Origin of the sequence: Pseudomonas sp. Sample_21 (assembly GCF_004307525.1) — a bacterium.
Classification (GTDB): Bacteria; Pseudomonadota; Gammaproteobacteria; order Pseudomonadales; family Pseudomonadaceae; genus Aquipseudomonas; species Aquipseudomonas atacamensis.
On record NZ_RCNZ01000038.1, the window covers coordinates 1 to 21,536 of the forward strand.

General features: G+C 57.4%; 19 protein-coding genes and 3 pseudogenes. 15 read left to right on the plus strand and 7 right to left on the minus strand.

Annotated elements, in window-relative coordinates; genetic code table 11:
• Positions 1-594 precede the first annotated feature (594 nt).
• A complete protein-coding gene (acs, locus tag D8U71_RS05555) occupies positions 595-2,550 on the minus strand; it encodes an acetate--CoA ligase (RefSeq protein ID WP_016773581.1) in 1,956 nt (651 codons plus the stop codon).
• A gap of 423 nt (positions 2,551-2,973) precedes the next feature.
• Here acs and D8U71_RS05560 point away from each other — a divergent pair, with 423 nt between their 5' ends.
• The 5 genes and pseudogenes from D8U71_RS05560 to D8U71_RS05580 all read left to right on the plus strand — a co-directional run bounded on the left by D8U71_RS05560 (position 2,974) and on the right by D8U71_RS05580 (position 7,918).
• The gene (locus tag D8U71_RS05560) at positions 2,974-3,234 is read left to right on the plus strand and encodes a DUF2790 domain-containing protein (protein ID WP_016773580.1); all 261 of its coding nucleotides are present in this window, start codon (positions 2,974-2,976) and stop codon (positions 3,232-3,234) included.
• Between the two features lie 550 nt (positions 3,235-3,784).
• A complete protein-coding gene (locus D8U71_RS05565; protein ID WP_016773579.1) occupies positions 3,785-5,035 on the plus strand; it encodes a ribonucleotide-diphosphate reductase subunit beta in 1,251 nt (416 codons plus the stop codon).
• 348 nt (positions 5,036-5,383) lie between these two features.
• A pseudogene (locus tag D8U71_RS05570) lies at positions 5,384-5,916 on the plus strand (Bro-N domain-containing protein).
• Positions 5,917-6,029: 113 nt separating this feature from the next.
• Positions 6,030-6,746 carry an HNH endonuclease signature motif containing protein gene (locus tag D8U71_RS05575; protein ID WP_125926460.1) on the plus strand — a complete coding sequence of 239 codons (717 nt, stop codon included), beginning with the start codon at positions 6,030-6,032 and terminating at the stop codon, positions 6,744-6,746.
• A gap of 185 nt (positions 6,747-6,931) precedes the next feature.
• Entirely contained in the window at positions 6,932-7,918 is a 987-nt protein-coding gene (locus tag D8U71_RS05580; protein ID WP_125926459.1) for a hypothetical protein, read from the plus strand.
• A 3-nt stretch (positions 7,919-7,921) separates the two neighbouring features.
• Here the strand turns inward: D8U71_RS05580 and D8U71_RS05585 are convergent, their stop codons facing one another.
• The 3 genes and pseudogenes from D8U71_RS05585 to D8U71_RS05595 all read right to left on the minus strand — a co-directional run.
• Positions 7,922-9,112, minus strand: a complete 1,191-nt coding sequence (locus tag D8U71_RS05585) for a hypothetical protein (protein WP_130887346.1) — start codon at positions 9,110-9,112, stop codon at positions 7,922-7,924.
• 125 nt (positions 9,113-9,237) lie between these two features.
• Entirely contained in the window at positions 9,238-10,488 is a 1,251-nt protein-coding gene (locus D8U71_RS05590; protein WP_241664201.1) for a hypothetical protein, read from the minus strand.
• A pseudogene (locus D8U71_RS05595) lies at positions 10,476-10,961 on the minus strand (sulfite exporter TauE/SafE family protein); the annotation flags it as partial. The gene D8U71_RS05590 and the pseudogene D8U71_RS05595, both read right to left, overlap by 13 nt.
• Between D8U71_RS05595 and D8U71_RS05600 the strand changes: the two are divergent.
• The 4 genes and pseudogenes from D8U71_RS05600 to D8U71_RS05615 form a co-directional block, all read left to right on the plus strand.
• Positions 10,962-11,081 (plus strand): annotated as a pseudogene (locus tag D8U71_RS05600) (helix-turn-helix domain-containing protein); the annotation flags it as partial. It abuts the pseudogene before it with no gap.
• Positions 11,082-11,174: 93 nt separating this feature from the next.
• Complete coding sequence (locus D8U71_RS05605) at positions 11,175-11,492, plus strand: XRE family transcriptional regulator (RefSeq protein WP_130887347.1); 318 nt, start codon at positions 11,175-11,177, stop codon at positions 11,490-11,492.
• A 62-nt stretch (positions 11,493-11,554) separates the two neighbouring features.
• On the plus strand, positions 11,555-11,902 hold the full coding sequence (locus tag D8U71_RS05610; RefSeq protein ID WP_277751617.1) for a type II toxin-antitoxin system RelE/ParE family toxin: 348 nt from the start codon (positions 11,555-11,557) through the stop codon (positions 11,900-11,902).
• Positions 11,892-12,209 (plus strand): helix-turn-helix transcriptional regulator, encoded by a 318-nt coding sequence (locus tag D8U71_RS05615; RefSeq protein WP_122602120.1) that lies wholly within the window; start codon positions 11,892-11,894, stop codon positions 12,207-12,209. Before D8U71_RS05610 ends, D8U71_RS05615 begins: the two co-directional genes overlap by 11 nt.
• A 10-nt stretch (positions 12,210-12,219) precedes the next feature.
• On the opposite strand, the gene D8U71_RS05620 is transcribed toward D8U71_RS05615, so the two are convergent.
• On the minus strand, positions 12,220-13,275 hold the full coding sequence (locus D8U71_RS05620) for an MBL fold metallo-hydrolase (RefSeq protein WP_130887349.1): 1,056 nt from the start codon (positions 13,273-13,275) through the stop codon (positions 12,220-12,222).
• 211 nt (positions 13,276-13,486) lie between these two features.
• On the opposite strand from D8U71_RS05620, the gene D8U71_RS05625 reads away from it, so the two are divergent.
• From D8U71_RS05625 to D8U71_RS05635, 3 genes are all read left to right on the plus strand, one after another.
• Positions 13,487-14,095 carry a TetR/AcrR family transcriptional regulator gene (locus D8U71_RS05625; protein ID WP_016773570.1) on the plus strand — a complete coding sequence of 203 codons (609 nt, stop codon included), beginning with the start codon at positions 13,487-13,489 and terminating at the stop codon, positions 14,093-14,095.
• 232 nt (positions 14,096-14,327) lie between these two features.
• Positions 14,328-15,647 (plus strand): PAS domain-containing methyl-accepting chemotaxis protein, encoded by a 1,320-nt coding sequence (locus D8U71_RS05630; RefSeq protein WP_130887350.1) that lies wholly within the window; start codon positions 14,328-14,330, stop codon positions 15,645-15,647.
• 135 nt (positions 15,648-15,782) lie between these two features.
• Positions 15,783-16,283, plus strand: coding sequence for a DUF1003 domain-containing protein (locus D8U71_RS05635; protein WP_241664202.1), 501 nt, complete (start codon positions 15,783-15,785; stop codon positions 16,281-16,283).
• Positions 16,284-16,391: 108 nt separating this feature from the next.
• On the opposite strand, the gene D8U71_RS05640 is transcribed toward D8U71_RS05635, so the two are convergent.
• Positions 16,392-16,718 (minus strand): DUF2025 family protein, encoded by a 327-nt coding sequence (locus tag D8U71_RS05640; RefSeq protein WP_130887352.1) that lies wholly within the window; start codon positions 16,716-16,718, stop codon positions 16,392-16,394.
• Positions 16,719-16,938: 220 nt separating this feature from the next.
• On the opposite strand from D8U71_RS05640, the gene D8U71_RS05645 reads away from it, so the two are divergent.
• Together D8U71_RS05645 and D8U71_RS05650 are read left to right on the plus strand one after the other, a co-directional pair.
• Positions 16,939-18,066, plus strand: a complete 1,128-nt coding sequence (locus D8U71_RS05645) for a glycerophosphodiester phosphodiesterase (RefSeq protein ID WP_076563895.1) — start codon at positions 16,939-16,941, stop codon at positions 18,064-18,066.
• 156 nt (positions 18,067-18,222) lie between these two features.
• Complete coding sequence (locus tag D8U71_RS05650) at positions 18,223-18,528, plus strand: PepSY domain-containing protein (protein ID WP_016773566.1); 306 nt, start codon at positions 18,223-18,225, stop codon at positions 18,526-18,528.
• Positions 18,529-18,795: 267 nt separating this feature from the next.
• On the opposite strand, the gene D8U71_RS05655 is transcribed toward D8U71_RS05650, so the two are convergent.
• On the minus strand, positions 18,796-20,418 hold the full coding sequence (locus D8U71_RS05655; protein ID WP_130887353.1) for a methyl-accepting chemotaxis protein: 1,623 nt from the start codon (positions 20,416-20,418) through the stop codon (positions 18,796-18,798).
• Between the two features lie 276 nt (positions 20,419-20,694).
• Between D8U71_RS05655 and D8U71_RS05660 the strand changes: the two genes are divergently transcribed.
• Positions 20,695-21,536 (plus strand): CorA family divalent cation transporter (locus tag D8U71_RS05660; protein WP_130887354.1); only part of this gene is annotated, 842 nt, incomplete at its 3' end.

A 21,536-nucleotide genomic window follows, 5' to 3' on the forward strand; every position in this document is an offset into this window, starting at 1 on the left:
GAGCGAGTGATCGGCATTCTAACGACAGGCCCGAAGCCGATATTTCTTCAATGCGACAACTAATTACAGATGCACCGAGAAAGCGGTTTGAGCTCATTGACAGCCCTGCAAATTCATGCAAGAGCGAAAGACAGTGAACCGATACATATTGCAAGTTGCGGGCCCATTATTCGCAAACCCTTCTAATCCGGCAAGCGCAGCGTTATGTCTTATTTTTCAGCGGGGCTTTGGCGGCTCTAAAACGGCGCACCGCGTTTCCCTTCGCCCCGGTTTGGCGCGGGCGGTTACACATTGGGTTGTGGCGGGTAACAGCGGGAAAGGTCTGACGGTGCAGATCGATAATTATTGGTTGAGTCGCTGATCGTTCCCACGCTCCGCGTGGGAACGCCTCCCTCGACGCTCTGCGTCGGCTTCTGGGACGCAGAGCGTCCCTTGCTGCATTCCCACGCAGAGCGTGGGAACGATCAAAAATGCGCCCGTTTCCTTGTGGGAGCGAGCCTGCTCGCGAAGAAGCCCTCCCAGCCACCACAAACCTCACAGCCATAAAAAAGCCCCGCCCGGCATCACCGGACAGGGCTCCTATGTTTCTAACGTTTAAGCAACATTCATGGTCTTGTGCGTATCAATCAAATGCTGCACCACACCCGGATCCGCCAGGGTCGAGATATCGCCTAAGCCATCGTATTCCGCCGTGGCGATCTTGCGCAGGATGCGGCGCATGATCTTGCCCGAACGGGTCTTCGGCAGCCCCGGCGCCCACTGGATCACGTCCGGCGAAGCAATCGGGCCGATCTCCTTGCGCACCCAGTTCTTCAGCTCCAGACGCAGTTGCTCGGTCGGCTCCTCGCCATTCTTCAAGGTCACGTAGACATAGATGCCCTGCCCCTTGATGTCATGCGGCACGCCCACCACCGCAGCTTCGGCCACCTTCGGATGCGCGACCATCGCGCTCTCGATCTCGGCGGTGCCCATGCGGTGCCCGGAGACGTTGAGCACGTCGTCCACGCGCCCGGTGATCCAGTAGTAACCGTCGGCATCGCGACGCGCGCCGTCACCGGTGAAGTACATGCCACGGAAGGTCTTGAAGTAGGTATCGACGAAACGATCGTGATCGCCGTACAACGTACGCGCCTGACCCGGCCACGAATCGAGAATCACCAGGTTGCCTTCAGCCTCGCCCTCGATGATGTTGCCGAGGTTGTCGACCAGCGCCGGCACCACACCGAAGAACGGACGCGCCGCCGAACCCGGCTTCAGCGCGTGAGCACCCGGCAGCGGGCTCATCATGTTGCCGCCAGTCTCGGTCTGCCACCAGGTATCGACGATCGGGCAACGCGACTTGCCGACATTCTTGTAGTACCAGTCCCAGGCTTCCGGGTTGATCGGCTCGCCCACCGAACCGAGCAGACGCAGGCTGCTGCCATCGGCGCCTTCCACGGCGGCCTGACCCGAGGCCATCATCGCGCGGATCGCGGTCGGCGCGGTGTAGAGGATGTTGACCTTGTGCTTGTCGATGATCTTCGCCACCCGGGTGATGTCCGGGTAGTTCGGCACACCTTCGAATAGCACGGTGGTCGCGCCGTTGGCCAGCGGGCCATAGACGATGTAACTGTGGCCGGTGACCCAGCCGACGTCGGCGGTGCACCAGTAGATTTCGCCCGGACGGTAGTCGAACACGCGTTCGTGGGTCATCGCCGCATACAGCAGATAACCGCCGGTGGTGTGCTGCACGCCCTTCGGCTTGCCAGTGGAGCCGGAGGTATAAAGGATGAACAACGCTTCTTCGGCGCCCATCTCTTTCGGCGCGCAAACAGTGCCCGCGACCTTCATCAGGTCTTCGTACCAGATGTCGCGATGCTGGTTCCACTTGATGTCGCCACCGGTGCGCTTGCACACGATGACCTTCTGGATGCTGCTGGTTTCCGGGTTGGTCAGGGCGTCGTCGACGTTGGCCTTGAGGGAAATCTTTTTGCCGGCACGGATGCCTTCGTCAGCGGTGATCACCACTTTCGAGCGGCAGTCGATGATGCGACCGGCCAGGGCTTCCGGCGAGAAACCGCCGAACACCACCGAGTGAATCGCGCCGATCCGGGTGCAGGCCAGCATGGCGACCACGGCTTCGGGGATCATCGGCATGTAAATGGTCACCACGTCGCCACGGTGCACGTCCTGACCACGCAGGGCGTTGGCCAGTTTGCACACTTGCTCGTGCAGTTCGCGGTAGGTGATGTTGCGGCTTTCGGAAGGATCGTCGCCTTCCCAGATGATCGCGACTTGATCGCCGCGCTCGGCCAGATGACGGTCGAGGCAGTTATAGGAAACGTTCAGGGTGCCGTCGGCAAACCACTTGATGTCGACATGGTGATCGTCGAACGACGTCTGCTTCACCGTGGTGAAAGGCTTGATCCAGTCCAGACGCTTGGCTTGCTCGCGCCAGAAGCCGTCAGGGTTGACGACCGACTGCTGGTACATGGCTTTGTAGGTCGCCTCGTCAGTCAGCGTGTTTGCCAGAACCTCGGGACGAACGGGATACAGAGAAGCCGCACTCATCTTTCCTACCTCGGTGTAATAGTTGTTTTTGTATGACCCCGTTGTAGCCGGGTGGGCCCCATAGAACCATTCGACGATGGTAGTAACAAGCCCCTACAAAATGTCCGCATTCCATGTGGGAGCTGGCTTGCCAGCGATGCAGTCAACGCGGTCCGTCAGGCAAACCCCATCCGGCCGGACACCAAGACCTCAATCGATTGTTACCAAATCTATCAAAAGTGTTTATCAAAACCGCCCCTGTTTACCTGCATCCCACCGCCCTAAAATTCACCTCGCCAACAAGGCAACCGCGATTAACAACGTTACAGCCCCCACGAAGGCCGTTAATCCAGCTCTCCAAGTAACGCATCAAATACTCAAGCTCCACACGCAACCCTAAAAAGGTTGCGTGACCCCACTCGACCTCAAAAAGGTGAATTAGAAATGAAAGCTTTATTGGTTCTGGCCCTCAGCAGTCTGTGCGCAACCGCCATGGCAGACGAGGTCCCGACTGATGTCGCACAGCAACAACCGGTCATCGAGGAATACACTTACTCCACACATCTGGACATCGCCAAAGTTGTATCGATGAGCGAAATTCCAAATGTCTGCGAAGTTGTACCGGCAAAAATGGAATACGACGACTCCAAAGGCCAACGCCACATCCTGCGCTACAGCATCATGGGCAACGGCTGCACGAACTGAATCAGACTGCACCGAATCGGATCGCTCAACGCTACATTGAGGGTCGATTCCAGCCCGGCTTCGGTCGGGCTCAGTTGTGTCTGGAGCCGTGAAAAACGCTTGCAAAACACTAGATATAGTGAAAAACCTACTTTTCTGGCTATTTTTTAAACAAAAAACCACCTGCCAAAAAATTAACGAAAAAAAATCTGCTCGGGTCGATTCCGCGCAAAGCCCTGTAATCCCTCGGTCGGACCGAAATCCACCCCCTCCTCGGCCTCGCCATGAGCCGATTCGCCGCACCACGCCGGTAAAAATTTCCCTATAATGCCGCCCTATACGGGTCAGCAATATTCCCTTAAAGGGAGCAAAAGCCATTCTGAAGCCCCGCAACAGTGCCCGACGCTGATTGCGCCCATCAGAGGCTCTCGGAACCCGTCAAAATTTCTGTTTATTTGCCTGCGTGCAGCGCTGCAAAAAACGACATCCAACGCGGCTTGTTTGGCCGTGTGAAAAACCAACCCTTCAGGTTTCACACGGGCACAAGCCCTCACGCAGGAGACGACACGTCATGCTGAGCTGGGACGAATTCGATAAAGAAGACAGTGAAGTCGCAACCGTGAAAGGCGCCAACGCCGGCCACGCAAGCGAAGCCAACATGGACCGCCTCGACAACGCCGGCGGCGCCGCAGCGCTGGAAGCCCGCGCCGTCACCGCCGACGACTCGGCCGCCGTGGCCCGCGCCAAGGCTGCACTGAACTCCCTCGACGTCGCCGAAGGCCTCGCCGAACTCGAAGGCGCCTCCGCCCGTGTCGCCGTTGACGAAAAGCGCATGATCAACTGCCGCGCCGACCTCAACCAACTCGTACCTTTCAAGTACGACTGGGCCTGGCAGAAGTATCTGGACGGTTGCGCAAACCACTGGATGCCGCAAGAAGTCAACATGACCGCCGACATCGCCCTCTGGAAAAACCCGGAAGGCCTGACCGACGACGAGCGCCGCATCGTCATGCGCAACCTCGGCTTCTTCTCCACCGCCGACTCCCTGGTTGCCAACAACCTGGTCCTGGCCGTGTACCGCCTGATCACCAACCCGGAATGCCGCCAGTACATCCTGCGCCAGGCGTTCGAAGAGGCGATCCACACCCACGCCTACCAGTACTGCATCGAATCGCTGGCCATGGATGAAGGCGAAATCTTCAACATGTACCACGAGATCCCATCGGTCGCGAAGAAAGCAGCGTGGGGCCTGAAGTACACCCGCTCGATCTCCGATCCGAAGTTCGAAACCGGCACCCCGGAAACCGACAAAGAGTTGCTGCGCAACCTGATCGCCTACTACTGCGTTCTGGAAGGCATCTTCTTCTACTGCGGCTTCACCCAAATCCTCTCCATGGGCCGCCGCAACAAAATGACCGGCGTCGCCGAGCAGTTCCAGTACATCCTGCGCGACGAATCCATGCACCTGAACTTCGGCATCGACGTGATCAACCAGATCAAAATCGAAAATCCGCATTTGTGGGATGCTGAGATGAAGGAAGAAGCGACCCAGATGATCCTGCAGGGCACGCAGCTGGAGATCGAATACGCACGGGATACCATGCCTCGCGGGGTGTTGGGTATGAATGCGGCGATGATGGAGGATTATCTGAAATTCATTGCTAACCGTCGGTTGTCGCAGATTGGTTTGAAAGAGGAATACCCAGGGACTACGAACCCGTTCCCTTGGATGAGCGAGATTATGGACTTGAAGAAAGAGAAGAATTTCTTTGAGACGCGCGTGATCGAATACCAAACTGGTGGTGCTCTGAGCTGGGACTAATAGTCTCGCTTGGCATGATTTGACGATTGCTGCCTGAGTCGACAAGTCGAGAAAGCAAAAAGCCCCGATCTGATCGGGGCTTTTTTATGGGCGATCGGTGAGCCTTTTTACGCCTACGTCACAGCGCTCAATCTCCTACAGCACTTACAGTCGCTTCCCATTGAAGCCTGCTGCGAGCGCTACTAAGCTCTGTGGCAGGTGCCTAAGAAACGCCCAACGTAGAAAGCTTCGTCAGTGACACAGACGCGTAATTCGTCGGTGACAACTGCTCTGCTCGTTGGGATTTTTTAAGTCCGCTCTACGTTGGGGTCAGGCCCGCCCAAAATCCATAACGTAGAGGTCATAGATATGTCGGATCCATGCTCGGTAACTGTTTTCTCTCGCCACAACCTTTCTCTACATGCCCTTCTACTCGAAAATCAGCCATGGTTCTCCGCCCGGGATGTTGGCCGTTTGATGGGCTTCCACCTGAATGATCGGGTGGCCGACAAGCTAGATAGCGATCAACGCCGCGTCATGCGGATCGAGTACTTTCGAGAACCAGAACAGCATCTGATGCTCAGTGAATCGGGGGTGTATGCGCTATTGATCTATCACTACGTACCGGGAAATCGGTTGCTGCGTGAGTGGTTGACCAATGAGGTAGTGCCGACATTGCGCGATGCGCAGGATTCGGGGGATTCACATCGGCCAATGTTGAGTTTGTTGGATTGCCGGAAATGTCTTTGAGTTTGCTGCATTGGCAAGATGAGGGCTGGATTCGGCTAAGGGATATGCCTTATCTGTTAAATGATCAAAATCCACGTCGAGCTTCGGTAGAGAACTCCTGGTGGCGAAGGGTCACGCAGGTGTTTCAGTCTTCGAAGCATTCGATGGGTTAGCGATGTGGTTGTCGGATCTCGAGAGATCCGTCGCTATTTTCTGTAGGAATTTTCCTAGACAGCCGTGATGGCCACTCAGTATCGTCCGAGGGTTTTCAACCCTCGGCGATTTTATGAGCAACAAGAAAAAAGACACTGACTGGACTGTTGCTGAGATTGAGGCAGCGGTTGACACCTATCTCAGAATGCTTGATTTAGAGCTCGCGGGTCACAAATTCAACAAGGCACATGAGAATCGCGAACTACGCGCATCAGCCTTGTCGACTCGTACAAAAGGCTCTGTCGAATTCCGAATGCAGAACATTTCCAAAGTCCTGATGACGATGGATCGGAAACCCATTAAGGGTTACAAACCGGCGGAAAACGTTGGTTCGAACGTTGAGCAGTTAATTCGAATAGCTCTCACAAATCGCGGCTTCCAGCCGGGCGACCCTGCTATTCCGACAGCCGACGAAGAAACACTAGAGCGTCGCGCTGCTGCAATTCAGAAGAAACATATAAAGGAGCCACCGAAAGGCATAAAGAAACCAAAGAAAGCGTCAAGTACTCGCACGGTTTACGTTCGCGATCCCGAGGTTAGAGCTTGGGTTCGAAATGAAGCCGAGGGGCATTGCGAAGGCTGTGGCGACCCGGCTCCGTTTCAGATGCATGATCTGCCGTTTCTTGAAGTCCACCATGTCAAACCACTTGCAGATAAGGGTTCGGATCAAGTTTCGAACGCTGTAGCACTTTGTCCGAATTGCCATCGTCGTTGTCACCATTCAAATGATCGCGTGGCGTTTACAGCTTCGCTTTATACAAGGGTGAAAAGGCTGATTCCGGAGGGATAAAGCTCTGTCACTAGGGAGAGTTTTTGCTACTGACTGGGTGTCTGGATTCGGTGATGAGTTGATACCACCAATTCACCAACAGGCTGCCTCCCACAAATCCCGCATCATCCTGAAAACAATCAGTGCAACTCGCGCCGCCTCCCGCTATTAATACCCCTCCCCCACTCAAGGATCCGAGCCCCGCCATGAAATTCGATCTCGCCTACTGCCTCAGCCTCGACGACAAGTTGTCGATCTATGACGTTCGCGATCTCAATTTCGATGAGACGGTGGCGTTTGACTCGGCGAAGGAACACTTCCAGTGCCCCAACGATGCCTGTCGTGCGGCGTTCGAGGCTTCCAACGAGTTGGGCACGTTCAACGCCAAGAACGTGAATTACGTGCGCACGCCGCACTTCAAGAATCTGCCCACGACGCAGCATGTGGCGGGTTGTCCGTATGTGAGTTTGAAGGCGTCGGCGTCTGGTGTTGAGACGGCGGATAGTGAATTGGATGACAGTCGTGAGGAACATTTCCCTTCAGAGCTGTTGCTGACCCGGCGTGAGTATGTACGCAAGCCTGTCACGCCAGCGGGGGCGGCGGATGTGTTGCGCGATGATCCGGTTCGGATGGTGGCAGACAGTGGTAAGGAGTCAGCGAGTCGTGAGTCGGCGCCGGACAAGACCAGTGTGTTTGCGCATCCGGTGGAGTGTTTTGTTTCCAACTTCGCCGACAAGGAGTTGCTCAAGCGCATGCCGTTGAAGATTGGCGAGCATACGGCGCCGTACAGTTCGTTCTTCAAGAAGATCGAGTATCTGACGGACAACAAGGGGCTGATTTACTGGGGGCGGATCAAGAAGATCGAGGACTTCCACAGCGCCAGTTTTCGTATCGATTTCGAGGACAAGGTCTGGTTCAAGAAGCCCGAAGACAGCAAGAAGAAGCCGTATCCGGTCAGCGTTTATCTGAACAAGAAGCTGATCGACAACTACCGCAAGCGCAAGGCGTTTCTGGAAGAGATCAAGCACGCGGTGGATAGCGACAAGGCGTTGTTCTGTTTCTTCTATGGGGTGACGCCGGAGTTGAAGCAGGTGCCCGGCAAGAAGAACCCCGAAAAGCCTTTCGAGGTCTTCAATGCCAATATCGAGAACCTGGATCACTTCATTATTCGTGAAGCGCCGGGGTTGGAGTGATGGCTAGCCTTGGGGCAGTTGCAGTTTTACGGCGCCAGGGTGTTGTTTGACTAGGGAGTACGGCAGGATCGACCAGTCAGGTCTATCACAAGAGCGTTGCACGCGAGCGAAGTACGCGCCGAGGTACAAGCCCTTCTCGGTGAAGTACCAAGGTGAAGTCCCCCAGATGCTTTCGTCCTGGAAGTTGCAGTCGTCATCTCCCGTCGGTGTCTTCATTTCTGTGGGGTACAGGGCCGTGAATTGTTTGATCACCCACGGCACCAACTCTTTGCTGACGTACTGATAGCGCGCGTTACTTTCGTCCTTGCTCAGAGGTTCGTCGCCCAAGCTGTCGCGTTCGGCATGTAAAAGTGGTTTGCCCTCACCGACCCACAGCACATCTTCGAGGGACAGCGGGTGGCCGGTTTTGACGTCAATGTTGAGCGGTGAATCGCCGAAGTCTGGATGCGCGCCGCCGCAGTAATAGCTGGTCGAGATGTTCAGGCTGACCACGGCTGGCGAGATCATTTTCGGTTGCACCTGTTGCATAAATTCGACGTTTTCGCCGCCCTGCAGCTGGCAGCCGTGGTAACTGATGACTTCATTCCAGAGGCGTCCAAGCAACTGCTGGTTGACCCGTTGCTGATCATCTTTCGACAATCCGGACTCCACGCTGAACAGGGAAATCTTTGTCTCAGGCTCTGTCCACCATTGCAGGTCGTAGCCCATGAAGTTTTCTTTCTTCGCCGGTTTCAGTTTGAGTCCCTGCAGGCGCAAATACTCGTAAGGCTCGCTGTAGGGCAAAGCGGCAATGAACGGCAAAGTTGATGAGGTGGGGGCGGTAAGTCTGGCCTCGATGAGTTTCACTGGCAGCTTCTTGCCCTGCGGACTTTTCCATTCGCCCTGCCAGCCGCTGCCGGTTTCTTCAAGTTCCAACGTTGACAGCGGCTTGTCGTCACCATAGCGATTATTGCCCTCGGTCAAGGTCAGCGTGCTGTTCTGCAACGCGCCACTGAGCGGCAAATCACGATGGTATTTTTCGTAGAAGTACCGACCGGTTACTTCGTCCTGCTGCGTGATATTGAGCTCTACAACGATCGGCATTTTGCCCAACGTGCCGGTGAACACGCGTCGGCCATCATCGGCGTAGACACTTGGAATCAGCGAGAACAGAACAGCAGCGCATGGCGCCAGGCGCATCAGTCCCTTGAGCATTGATCGTTCCTTGAAAGAGTCGGATGTCGCGCCGGCATTTGAGGGCCGGCGCGGATAAATTCGCGGCGATTATGGCGGGGTTGTGGTCGGGAATCGAGGGGCTGCGCATGAAAGTAAACGCGACATCAAGGCAGTTGCAGTGCAACCCCGCCCGGATGTTGTTTGACGATTGTGTACGGCAGAACGCTCCAGTCGACGAATCCGCAGACCGCCGCGACGTGGGGAAATGATGGCTCGAGCTTGATGCCCAGTTCCGTGAAGTGCCAACCGGGAAATTGCCAGGGATAACTCTCGTCGTAGTTGCAGTCGTTTTCGCCTTCGGGGGTAACGGTCATTTCACTGGAGTAGAGTTTCAGCAGCTGCGCGACCAGCCAGGGTGCCAGTTCCTCACTGCGGTAGTTAGACCAGGAATCAGACGAGCCGGACGCCTCCCCGCCGAAGTCGCCCTCTCGTTGGAAATGCAATGGCTTGCCCTGCCCCACCCACAAAACATCATCAAGGGTCAGGAGTCTGCCTGTTTTAGTGTCGAAGTTGAGCGCATCCTGGCTTTGATCCGGATAGGCACCGCCGCAGAAATAATCTGATGAAATCAGAACACTCATCACTGTTGACGACATCCACAGTGGTTGGCTCGACTGCGCGTAACTGCCTGAACATCCATAAGACGACAATACCTCGCTCCACAAACGCGCCATCAATTGTTGGTTGATGCGTCGACGCTCTTCAAGGGAATAACCCGAGACCACTTCAAACAGAGAAGTGCCTGTCTTCGGCTCGCTCCACCACTGCAGCGTGTGGCCCATGAAGGTGTCGATGTTGCCTTTTTTGAGTGTGACGCCCTGCAGCCGCAGGTATTCATAAGGGTACTTGTCGTGAAGTGTGGTGAAAAAGGGCAAGGCATCATCCGCTACATCGGGGATGACGGCTGGCTGTAACTTGATCTTCAGGCTTTTCCCAGCGGTGCTCGTCCACTCGCCATACCAACCATCAGTTGTCGGCCGCAGACGCAAGGTCGGGCGTGAGTCGTCTATCCGCGAGCCTTCTTCCAGCACAAGCGTTTCCCCGTCCAGAGCACCGTCGAGTGGTAGATCCTTGCGGTACTTCTTGTAAAAGTAACGTCCCTCTCCGGTACGAGGATTTATTTCGAGGACGATAGACGATTTACCCAACGTGCCGGTGAACAACTGCGCGCCGGTCTCGGCCCAAGTTGCCGTCGAGACAAAAGAACCCGTTAGAAGAAAAACAGCAAAAAGACGTAACAGTCCTCGGTACATCACTTCATCCTTGAATAAGCGAGCAACTGCCCGCGAAAGTAGCTGCGGATTATGGCGAGCTTGCGCGCTGGAATCGAGCGCCGTCGCGCTCAGCTCAAGCACATGCTGATCATCACCACCATAAGTAAACCGATGTACACGCGCGCATGCACCCGATCCGGTATTCGCCCTATCCACGGCGCAGCCAATCTGATCCCCAGCAACGAACCAACCGTCAGCAGCGCAAACGCCAGCACATCGACATACCCGATATACCAGGCACCCAAATCAGACTCAGTGAAACCGGCCAGCGCCATGTACGTCAACGTCCCGGCCAACGCTACCGGCACGCTGAGCGGATTGGCCATGGAGGTCGCTTGCGACATGCTCAGCCCGCAGCGGCGCAGCAGCGGAACGGTCATAACGCTTCCTCCTACGCCGAGAAACGTCGCGATGGCGCCGATGCCTACGCCGCCGGCGGATGTTTCCGTCGTGGTCAGTCGCCGTGGGATTATCGTTTGGGACTGTGTGAGAAATCCTCGGCGCAGCAGGCAATCGACGATGGTCACGCCCAGGTAGGCGATGAAGGCGTAGCGGGGGAAGCGGTGACGCGGATTGCCTTGGACTTCGGCTACGAGAGCCCGGCGGCGTTTTCGACGATGTTTCGGCGCGTGCTGGGACAGGCACCGTCCGTCTGGTTGGAGCCGACGAACTAGGCAAATTCGAAAAATGCGTTTGATCCCGGCCGAAAACAACTGTACAAAAACACAGTACATTTTCAATCAGCACTTTTGAGCCCGGAGCACACCATGGCCTCTCTTGCGATGAACCACGTCCTCGAACGCATTGCCCTTTTCCAGTTCACCCCGACCCACTGCGTCCAGGCCCGCGCCATGCTGGGCTGGAGCGTTGAACAACTGTCGCGCGAGGCCGAAGTGGCGGTGGCAGATATCCAGCGGTTCGAAGCGCAGCAGGACGTGGCGGACGCCGCAAGGCTGGCACTGGCTTATCGGTTTGAAGCGCAGGGGTTGGTGTTCTTCCCGGGGTTTGCACCGGGGCGCAGTGTCAGGGCGCAGGGTATGTCGGGGGAATCGGTGGGGCGTGGGGATTTTGCGATGGCTGACTGAAATGGCAATTTGATAATTATTCCAAAATAGGTATATTTCGCATGAGTGCAAGGAAGCCGCTTATGTGGGTCTGCAGTAGTAAAAAAGATCTCAAGCAGATGCCCACAGAGGTACAAGACGTTTTTGGTCACGCACTGGATCTGGGTCAATGTGGCCTGAAGTATTCAGATGCAAAACCATTGAAAGGGTTCGGAGGCGCAGGTGTCCTGGAGTTGATAGAAGACTTCGACACCGACACCTACCGCGCCATTTATACGGTTCGTTTTGGCAGTGCAATTTACGTTTTGCACTGCTTTCAGAAAAAGTCGAAAAGCGGGATTAAAACCGCCCAGTCGGACATTGATCTGATCAGAAACAGACTTCGAGCCGCCCAGGAACATGCGAAAGGAGCAGAAAACCATGGAGATTGAAGTAGGTAGCGGAAACGTCTATCACGATCTGGACTTACCCAATGCAAGTGAAATGCAGGTGAAGTCGCAGCTCGCAGCGAAAATTGGCGCAATCATTAAGGCGCGTCATCTCACTCAGATTCAGGCGTCAGAAATCTTGGGACTATCACAACCCAAGCTTTCCGAAATGCTGCGTGGCAAATTTCGCGGAATCAGTGAGGCCAAAATGATGGAATGCCTTTCACGTCTCGGGCGAGATGTGCAAATTGTAGTCAAATCGGCCCCCCGATCACGGAAAGAGGGCCGTATTGAGGTGGTATTCGCTTGAGGCGAACGCGTCAGGCATTCTGAGCAAGCGCCTCCCCCTCCTCTTCAACCGCCATCCACCACGCACTCCCCCGTTGCGGATGCGCAAGGTTGAACGCCTCCCCCATCCGCGGTGTGGTAATCGCAATACTGCGTTCCCATGCAAGCGCAAGGATGCGGTCAAAAGGTTCGTGCCAGGCGTGCATGGCCAGGTCGAAGGTGCCGTTGTGGATCGGGAAGAGCCAGCGGCCCTTGAGGTCGATGTGGGCTTGCAGGGTTTCTTCCGGTTGCATGTGCACGTGGGGCCATTCGACGTTGTAGGCGCCGGTTTCCATCAGGGTCAGGTCGAACGGGCCGTATTGTTCGCCGATGCGTTTGAAGCCGTCGAAGTAACCGCTGTCGCCGCTGAAGAAGATTCGTGTGTCGGCGTCGATCATCACCCATGACGCCCACAGCGTGCTGTTGCCGTCGAACAGGCCACGGCCGGAGAAGTGCTGCGATGGGGTGGCGACGAAGCGGATGCCAGCGATTTCGGTGCCCTGCCACCAGTCGTACTGGCGCACCTTGCTGGCGTCGATGCCCCATTTGATCAGGGTGTCGCCCACGCCCAGCGGAGTCAGGAAGTAAGTGGTTTTGGCGGCGAGTTTGAGCACCGCTTCGTAGTCGAGATGGTCGTAATGATTGTGCGAGAGGATCACTGCTTCGATCGGCGGCAGTTCGTCGATGCTGATCGGTGGTTGGTGGAAGCGTTTCGGACCCGCCCATTGCACCGGCGAGGCGCGCTCGGCGAAGACGGGGTCGGTGATCCAGAATTTGTCGCGCATCTTCAGCAGCAGCGTCGAGTGCCCCAAGCGGTAAACGCTGTGATTGGGCGCTGCGAGCAGATCTTCACGGGTCAGCGGCTGCACAGGAATGGCGGCGCTCGGACGGGTGTCGCGCGGTTTGTGGAAAATCATGTTCCACATGATCCGCAGCATTTTGCGCAGGCCTTCGCGCTGTACCGGCGCATGATTGCGAAACAGCCCTTGATCCTGGCGCGAGGCTTCAGGCGTGGGTGTGTTGTCCGGGAGAGAGACTGGATTGGCCATGACTGAACGACTCCGAAAAACCGTGTGCTGCACGGTATTCCACGGGAAATGAAAATGGCCAAGCTGCACGCAAAGGCCAAACGCTCTGGTTTGTAAGGTGCGAGGATTAACGCAACATTACACTGAGCGGTGTAGTTTCTAGGTTGCATCAAAGCCGGCGCCAAGTAAACTGCCGAGTGTAATTTCCCCCCTTCTCTGCCGAAGTCCGCTCATGACCGCTCCACAACGCCTCACCGACCGCAAACGCGAAGCCATCATCCAGGCGGCGATCGCCGAATTCCGTGCCCACGGGTTCGAAATCACCAGCATGGACAAGATCGCCGCCACGGCGGGGGTGTCGAAGCGGACGGTGTACAACCACTTCCCGAGCAAGGAAGAACTGTTCGCCGAGATCCTTAATCAGTTGTGGGCGCGGATCATTGCCGAGCCATCGGTGAGCTACGACCGCGAGCAACCGCTGCATGAGCAGTTGCGCCTGATGCTGCGAGAAAAAGTGCAGATGATGGCTGACGAGAATTTTCTCACCCTCGCCCGGGTGGCCATTGCCGCAACCATTCATTCCCCCGAACGTGCGCAGAACATGATCGAGCGCATGGGCGAGCGCGAGGAAGGCCTGACCGTCTGGATACGCGCAGCACAAGCCGACGGACGGCTCAAGCCGGTGGATCCAGAATTTGCCGCGCATCAAGTACAAGGTTTGCTCAAGGCATTCGCGTTCTGGCCGCAGATCTCGCTGGGTCGCGCGGCCCTTGATCCAGACGCGCAGAATGCAGTTGCCGAGTCGGCGCTGGAGATGTTCCTGGCACTGTATCAGCGGTGAATCACTGGTGCGGCGAGCCGCGTACAACTAATTTCGCAAAAAGTTATACAAAGTTGTGAAAAATTCCTTTCTTGTACAACTTTATTAAGTTTTGTATAAGTAGCCATCTGCCAGTAACGGAACGCTGGCATTGAGCAGTCACCACCGAATGCCGTCCGTGCATTTCGGTCTGCCGGCGCAGGAATAGGGACTGAATCCTTTTGATTTTCCCCACTTCCCGAGTATCGCAAGCATGTTTTTCAATCGCCAGAAAGCCGCCCTCGCTGAATTGCAACACACCGTTTTTGACCAAGCTGCGATGCTCGAAGCGATCAACCGTTCGATGGCGGTGATCGAGTTCGATCTTGATGGCGTGGTGTTGCGTGCCAATGACAATTTCCTCAAGACCATGGGTTACACGGCTGCCCAGGCGATCGGCCAGCCGCACCGGCATTTCTGCACGCCGGAATTCGGGCGCAGTGTCCAATACACCGAGCTGTGGTCACGCCTGAAAAACGGTCAGTTCCAGTCCGGCACCTTTGAACGGGTCAACAGCAAAGGCCAGCCGATCTGGCTCGAGGCCAGTTACAACCCGATCAAGGATGCGTCGGGACGGGTGATCAAAGTGGTCAAGTACGCGATGGATGTCACCGCCAAGGTGCAGCAGGAGAACGAGGCCAACGCCAAGCTGCAGGCGATCGATCGCGCGATGGCGGTGATCGAGTTCGATCTCGACGGCAACATTCTTACCGCCAACCAGAATTTTCTCTCGCGCATGGGTTACAGCCTCGCAGAGCTCAAGGGCCAGCATCACCGCCTGTTCTGCACCCCGGCGCTGGTCAACAGCGGCGCCTATCAGGATTTCTGGCGGCGCCTGAATCAGGGCGAGTTCTTCCACGGGCAGTTCGAGCGCGTGGATAAACGCGGTCAGATCGTCTGGCTGGAGGCCAACTACAACCCGGTCTACGACGCTTCGGGGCGTTTGTACAAAGTCGTGAAGTTCGCGTCTGACGTTACCGCCCGTGTCGAGCAACACGAGCAGGACGCACGCAGTGCCAGCACCGCTTATCACATCTCGGTAGCGACGCGAAAAGTCGCCGAGCAAGGTACGCAGGTGATTCAACAGGCTGCCAGCGAAATGCGCGAAATCGCCGAGGACATCAGCCAGTCCTCAACGCTGATCGCACAACTGGGCGACCGCTCCGAGCAGATCACCGCCATCGTCAACACCATCCGCGCAATCGCCGATCAGACCAACCTGCTCGCCCTCAACGCCGCCATCGAAGCCGCGCGCGCCGGTGAACAGGGCCGCGGCTTTGCCGTGGTGGCCGATGAAGTACGGCAGCTGGCGGCGCGCACCAGCGGTTCCACCGCCGAGATCTCCACCATGATCAGTCTGATCCAGAGCGAAACACGGCAGGCGATCAAAAGCATGCAAGGCACCCGCGACCGCGCCGCAGAAGGCGTGGAACTGGCCAATCAGGCCGGCACGGTGATTCTGCAGATTCGCGATGGCGCCAGTGAGGCGGTGGATGCGGTGAGCATGTTTGCCAATGAGCGGGTGTCGAATTGAGGTTTGTGCAGGGTCGATAGAACGAGTCGCAACCTTCGTGGGCAGTCCGCGAAGGTCGGCCGCCGCAACGCAGAGCTATAGTGACGACACGTCCCAAGCCCCGCCGAGTGCCCCATGAATAACGAAAAACCCGGAATGTCCAACGCCCCCATCGATCACCTGCGCTTCCACCGCCCCCACGCCCATCTGAATACGACCTTCGGCAACGATGCCTTCGCCCTGCGCGCCGAAGCCTTTGCGCGGTTCTTCGGCACGCCGCTGTTCCTGGGAGCGCAAACCTTGATCGTGGCGGTATGGATCGGCCTCAACGTATGGGGCGTGACTCAATTCGACGTCTACCCGTTCATCCTGCTGAACCTGGCCTTCAGCCTGCAGGCGGCCTACGCCGCGCCATTGATCCTGCTCGCGCAAACCCGTCAGGCCGCGCGAGATAAAGCGCAGGCCGACGCCGATGCGCAGCACCGCGAAGCGCTGGCATTGGCCAATACCGAACGTCAGGCTGACGCGGCGAAGAATTCCGCACAATTGCTGGCGTTGCTGGAACAAAACACCCGCCTTACCGAAATGACAAAAACCCTCACCGAGCGCATCGAAGGACTGACCAGCGAGTTGCACGCTCACGTGTGCCAGAGCTAAGGCCGCCTTCGCGAGCAAGCTCGCTCCCACATTGGATCAGAGGCATTCACGAAATCCCTGTGGGAGCGAGCCTGCTCGCGAAGAGGCCCGCAACCACACTGCAATACCTCAACCGCGCACCAGACTCCGCACCGCAACAATCTCCGGCACTTCAACCTTGCTCATGTAAACCCGCAACGGCTCGGTGATGTTGATCCGGTCGTCGATGTGTTGATCGAGCAGCAGCTGAATCAATTCGCGCTTGAGGGTCATGGTGGTGTCCGACGCCTTCGCCCAGACGAATTCACTGGCCGGGATGATGCCGTCGTCGGCCACGTCCATGCCGAATGAATCTTCGCTGAAGCGCACGATGTACTGGCCGGTTTTGCGGTTGAGGCCGACGAAGCCTTTGAGATCGTCGGCGGCCTGGCAGATGAGTTGGGAGGTGATGCGCATGGTAAACCTCACGAAAGATGATCGATGGTTTACACGCAGGGCAATGTAGCGGCGCGCCCTCTGCCGGGGCGTCAGCCGAGGGCAAGCGTACTGCAAACAGCGCCACAAAAGTGCAGGAAATTTCCGTTTTGCTCGGTTTATGTGGGTCTGGCGATAGCCCTGCGGCGCGTCAATTGTTAAAAGGTACGTCTCGAAAAAAACCTGCGAAAGGAACTCGACCATGCCTGCCACTTTTACCCGAAGCGCTCTGGTGCTGAGTCTGTTGTTCGGCCTCGGTCAGGCGCATGCCGCCAGCCACCCGGAGCCCAAGGCAATCGCTGCCGCCCATGGCATTCCGCATCCGGCGGTGATCGCCCACCGTGGCGCGTCGTTCGATGCCCCGGAGTCCACCGCTGCGGCCTACAAACTGGCCCGTGACCTCGGCGCCGATTACCTGGAAATGGATTTGCAGCGCAGCAAGGACGGCGTGCTCTTCGCCCTGCACGACGACAACCTGCAACGCACCACCGACGTCGCCAGCAAATTCCCCGAGCGCAAGGACAGCCCGGCCACCGCGTTCACCATGGCCGAACTGAAAACCCTCGATGCCGGCAGCTGGTTCAACAGCAAATATCCTGACCGCGCACGCCCCTCGTACGCCGGGCTGAAGATTCTTACCCTCGATGAAATCATCGACATCGCCCGCGCCAACCCGCAGCACAAGCCGGGCCTGTACATCGAAACCAAAGAGCCGCAGCTGTTTCCCGGCATCGAACATGACCTCAAGGAAAAACTGCAGGATCGCGGCTGGCTCAGTCCGGCCGGTTCGAAACTGGCGAAAAGTGCGCTCGGCGTCGGTCAGGGCAAAGGCAAGGTGATCCTGCAGACCTTCGATAAGAACAGCCTGCAATTGCTGGAAAAGGAAATGCCGCAAGTGCCGAAGATCCTGCTGTTGTGGGTCGGCGAAGGCAGCATCGAGCCTAAATCCGCCGTGACGTTTGCCGCGTCCGGCGAGAAAGACAAAAACGTTTTCTACGGCAAGCAGGAACCCAAGTCAGAGGCGGAATTCAAGCAATGGGTCGACTACGCCAAGGCCCAGGGCGCGATCGGCACTGGCCCTTCGGCGAAGCTGACCCAGGGTGGTGATCAGAGTTACTCCGACCTGGTGCAACCGTGGATGAACCAGTACACCCACGATCAGGGCATGCTGGTGCATGTTTATACGGTCGACGAGGCGGTGGACTACGAGAAAGTCATGGCAGCGGGTGTCGACGGCATCTTTACCAACCGCGCCAGTGAACTGTTGAAGTTTTACAAGCGTCCGGCTGTTGGCAGTGTTGATGAGGTTCTGAAGAAGAACGGTTTCTAAGTTGTTATCGAGTCGCCTGCTTCGCGAGCAGGCTCGCTCCGACAAAGAGCAGTTTTATCGCGAAGCAGAGATTTAAGGGTGAGTTAAGTTGCGCTGGTTAATCTGAACCCACTTACACAGATCAACCACTTCAACGCACTGCCAAGGAATGAACCGATGAAAACTTTGACTGCCCTGTTTACCGCCGCTGCCCTGACCCTCACCGCTGGCCTGGCTCAGGCTGATGTTCGCATCGACCAGATCCCGCAACTGGTCAAGGACGGCAAGATCAAGTCGCTGGAATCGATGAACGCCGAAGCACTGAAACTGCACCCGGGCGCAACGATTACCGACACCGACCTGGATAACCACTTCAATGGTTACGAGTATGAAGTTGAACTTAAAACTGCTGACGGCAAAGAGTTCGACGTGGACTTTGATGCCACCACCGGTAAAGTGCTGAGCGACAAGCAAGACACTTGATAGACCGCTGTTAAAGAGCCGCACGATTTAACGATCGTGCGGCTTTTTTGTGGCTGCGGATTGGCGCGCAAACTTTGTGTGGTCTGTGAAATCGATCCCCCTCACCCCAGCCCTCTCCCCCAGGAGAGGGAGCCGATTTGCGGGCCGCTCAAACCCGAGTTCGACTCGGTATTGCAAGTTCGGTGCAATTCACACATTCCCTGCGGCCAGTCCCCTCTCCCTCCGGGAGAGGGTTAGGGTGAGGGGCTGACAAACCGCCACCCAAAATCAAGCACTCAACCGCGCCGTCACCTCATTCAACTGCCCCGACAACCCATGCAGGTTCTGACTGGCACTTTCAGTGCGCTGCACGTTGTCGAGGTTGGTGCTGGCAATCGCAGTGATTTCAGTCAGGTTGCGCGAGATATCCTCGGCCACTGAAGTCTGCTCTTCTGCCGCCGTGGCGATCTGCCGGTTCATGTCGCGAATCGCCTCCACCGCCAAGGTGATGCGCTCCAGCATCGCGCCGGCCTGGGTCACCTGTTCGACGCTTTCATCACTGCGCGCCTGGCCGCTCTCGATAGCCTGCGCGGCATCGACAGCGCCGGTCTGCACGTTCTGAATGATCTGGTTGATCTCGATGATCGACTCCGCCGTGCGCTGGGCGAGGTTGCGCACTTCATCGGCGACGACGGCAAAACCACGCCCGGCCTCACCCGCACGCGCCGCTTCGATGGCTGCGTTGAGCGCCAGCAGGTTGGTCTGTTCGGCGATGCCACGAATCACTTCCAGCACCTTGCCGATACGACCGCTGTCGGTTTCCAGGCGACGGATCACCGTGGCGGTGTTGGCGATTTCGCCGCGCATCTGCGTGATTGAGTGAATGGTGGTCTGCATGACCTTTTCACCCTGCTGCGCCGAGTGATCGGCATCGTCCGCAGCGCGCGCGGCATCGGCGGCATGACGGGCGACTTCCTGGGCGGTGGCGGACATTTCATTCATCGCCGTGGCCACTTGATCAGTGCGGTTGAATTGCTCGCTGGTGCCGCCGGCCATGGTCGTGGCAATGGCGTTCAACTCGCCGCTGGCGCTGTCCAGATCACCGGCGCTGCGTTGCAAGCGAGTGAAGGTGTCCGCCAGAAAATCGCGCAGAGTGTTCGCTGCGGCGGCGAGGTTGCCCAGTTCATCGCGACGCTCGCTGACAACACGTACGGCCAACTGGCCACGGCTCAAGCGGGTGACGTAATCGATGAGGTTGCGGATCGGCTCGATCAGGTTGCGGCTGACCAGCCACAGGCTCAGCAGACCGATCAACAAGCCCGACGCGAGCATCACCAGCAGCCCCAGCCACACGGTGCGCTCAGCGCTGGCGCTGATCAACGCCGATTGCGCGGTGCCCTGCTCGCGCAGCTCGGCGACCAGTGCGCTCATCTGCTCGCTGGTGGCGCGGTCGACGCCTTTGACCGCTGCGTCGCCGGCGCTCGGATCACCACCGGCAGCGACGTAGGCATCGCGGCCTTTCTGGTAGGCCGCGCCCAACTGGCGATGCTCCTCGCGCAATCGTTCGATGCGGGATTTGAGAGTTGCCTCGATGCCTTTCTGGCCGGCCAGTTCGCCGAGAATATTCTGCACGTCGCGCTGACGCTCTTCGAACTGGCTCCAGTATTTCGCCAGGTCCGCCGGTTGCTTGCCGCGCAGCAGGACGTTTTTCCATTCCTGCACCTGCACTTTGAATTGCAGGTTGGCTTCATCGATCAGTTGCGATGTGTGCAACGGGCCGGCGATCAACTGGCTATAGCTTTGCACGCCGTTGGAGAGGAAATGAAAGCAGGCCAGCGCGATCAACAATATCGCCAGCAGACTGCCGCTCAGCAGGGCGAGAATTTGCGTTCTCAGGGATTTTTGCAGCATTGCAAGGTACTCGAAGCAGGGATGAGGCACGCCCGAGCGGACGTGAAAAATGGCCGGACTTCCCTGTCGACACACCATGACCGAAAGCCAATGGCGCGCAACCTAACTCAACCGAGATCGGCGCGCCAGAGCGCTTCTTGAGAATCTTCCGACAGTCGGTAACGCGTTGATTTGCAGTCACTTTGCTGTCACAAAACGGTCATGTTGGCTTGCGATGATGCCGCTCAGGTGAACCTGAAAATCCCCCACCAGACACCCTCCTCGCAGCGAGCCGCCATGAACCACAGCCTCGATATCAGCCATCGCGCCCCGGACCTGTTTGGCTTGCTCTACGGCTTTCGCTTCCTGCCCGGGGAGCGCGGGCGCGAGATCGATTCGGCGACGGCTTTGCGCTGCTTGCAGGACGAAGGCGACAGCGAAGAATTTCTCTGGCTGCACCTGAACCTGGCCCACGCCGCGTGCGAGCGCTGGATGAAAAGTCATCTGCAATTGCCCGACGAATTTTTCGAGGCGTTGCACGAAGGTTCGCGTTCGACACGTATCGAGCATGTCGATTCGGCGCTGCTGGCGGTGGTCAACGATGTGGTGTTCAACCTCAGCAGCATGGTCTCCTCCGACGTGTCGACGCTGTGGGTCTGCGTGCGCAGCAAACTGATCGTCAGCGCGCGCCTGCAACCGCTGCATTCGGTAGATAAATTGCGTTCGTCGGTGAAGGCCGGCGAGTGCTTTCGCTCGCCCTCGGAACTGCTCGTGCATTTGCTGCGCGATCAGGGCGAAGTGCTGACGCAGATCGTGCGCAAGACCAGCCTGAGTGTCGATCAGGTCGAAGACGAACTGCTCTCCTCGCGCCTGTCGACCAACCGCGCCGAACTTGGCGCCAACCGTCGCGTGCTGGTGCGTCTGCAACGGCTGTTGGCGCTGGAGCCGGGTTCGTTGCTGCGCCTGCTCAATCGTCCGCCGCCGTGGTTGCAGAAGGAGGACGTCAAGGAGTTGCGCAAATCCACCGAGGAGTTTGCGCTGATCATCAACGACCTCACCGCCCTCGGCGAACGCATCAAATTGCTGCAGGAAGAAATCGCCGCCAACCTCAACGAACAGAGCAACCGCACGCTGTTCAC

What these genes read in the sequence shown, in the direction of transcription:
- D8U71_RS05635 (WP_241664202.1), top strand. Translation starts at nt 15,783, where the DNA reads ATGTCCAACGCCCCCATCGATCACCTGCGCTTCCACCGCCCCCACGCC.
- D8U71_RS05610 (WP_277751617.1), top strand. Translation starts at nt 11,555, where the DNA reads ATGTGGGTCTGCAGTAGTAAAAAAGATCTCAAGCAGATGCCCACAGAG.
- D8U71_RS05625 (WP_016773570.1), top strand. Translation starts at nt 13,487, where the DNA reads ATGACCGCTCCACAACGCCTCACCGACCGCAAACGCGAAGCCATCATC.
- D8U71_RS05585 (WP_130887346.1), bottom strand. Translation starts at nt 9,112, where the DNA reads ATGCTCAAGGGACTGATGCGCCTGGCGCCATGCGCTGCTGTTCTGTTC.
- D8U71_RS05575 (WP_125926460.1), top strand. Translation starts at nt 6,030, where the DNA reads ATGAGCAACAAGAAAAAAGACACTGACTGGACTGTTGCTGAGATTGAG.
- D8U71_RS05655 (WP_130887353.1), bottom strand. Translation starts at nt 20,418, where the DNA reads ATGCTGCAAAAATCCCTGAGAACGCAAATTCTCGCCCTGCTGAGCGGC.
- D8U71_RS05565 (WP_016773579.1), top strand. Translation starts at nt 3,785, where the DNA reads ATGCTGAGCTGGGACGAATTCGATAAAGAAGACAGTGAAGTCGCAACC.
- D8U71_RS05645 (WP_076563895.1), top strand. Translation starts at nt 16,939, where the DNA reads ATGCCTGCCACTTTTACCCGAAGCGCTCTGGTGCTGAGTCTGTTGTTC.
- D8U71_RS05580 (WP_125926459.1), top strand. Translation starts at nt 6,932, where the DNA reads ATGAAATTCGATCTCGCCTACTGCCTCAGCCTCGACGACAAGTTGTCG.
- D8U71_RS05630 (WP_130887350.1), top strand. Translation starts at nt 14,328, where the DNA reads ATGTTTTTCAATCGCCAGAAAGCCGCCCTCGCTGAATTGCAACACACC.
- D8U71_RS05620 (WP_130887349.1), bottom strand. Translation starts at nt 13,275, where the DNA reads ATGGCCAATCCAGTCTCTCTCCCGGACAACACACCCACGCCTGAAGCC.
- D8U71_RS05650 (WP_016773566.1), top strand. Translation starts at nt 18,223, where the DNA reads ATGAAAACTTTGACTGCCCTGTTTACCGCCGCTGCCCTGACCCTCACC.
- D8U71_RS05615 (WP_122602120.1), top strand. Translation starts at nt 11,892, where the DNA reads ATGGAGATTGAAGTAGGTAGCGGAAACGTCTATCACGATCTGGACTTA.
- D8U71_RS05640 (WP_130887352.1), bottom strand. Translation starts at nt 16,718, where the DNA reads ATGCGCATCACCTCCCAACTCATCTGCCAGGCCGCCGACGATCTCAAA.
- D8U71_RS05605 (WP_130887347.1), top strand. Translation starts at nt 11,175, where the DNA reads ATGGCCTCTCTTGCGATGAACCACGTCCTCGAACGCATTGCCCTTTTC.
- D8U71_RS05560 (WP_016773580.1), top strand. Translation starts at nt 2,974, where the DNA reads ATGAAAGCTTTATTGGTTCTGGCCCTCAGCAGTCTGTGCGCAACCGCC.
- acs (WP_016773581.1), bottom strand. Translation starts at nt 2,550, where the DNA reads ATGAGTGCGGCTTCTCTGTATCCCGTTCGTCCCGAGGTTCTGGCAAAC.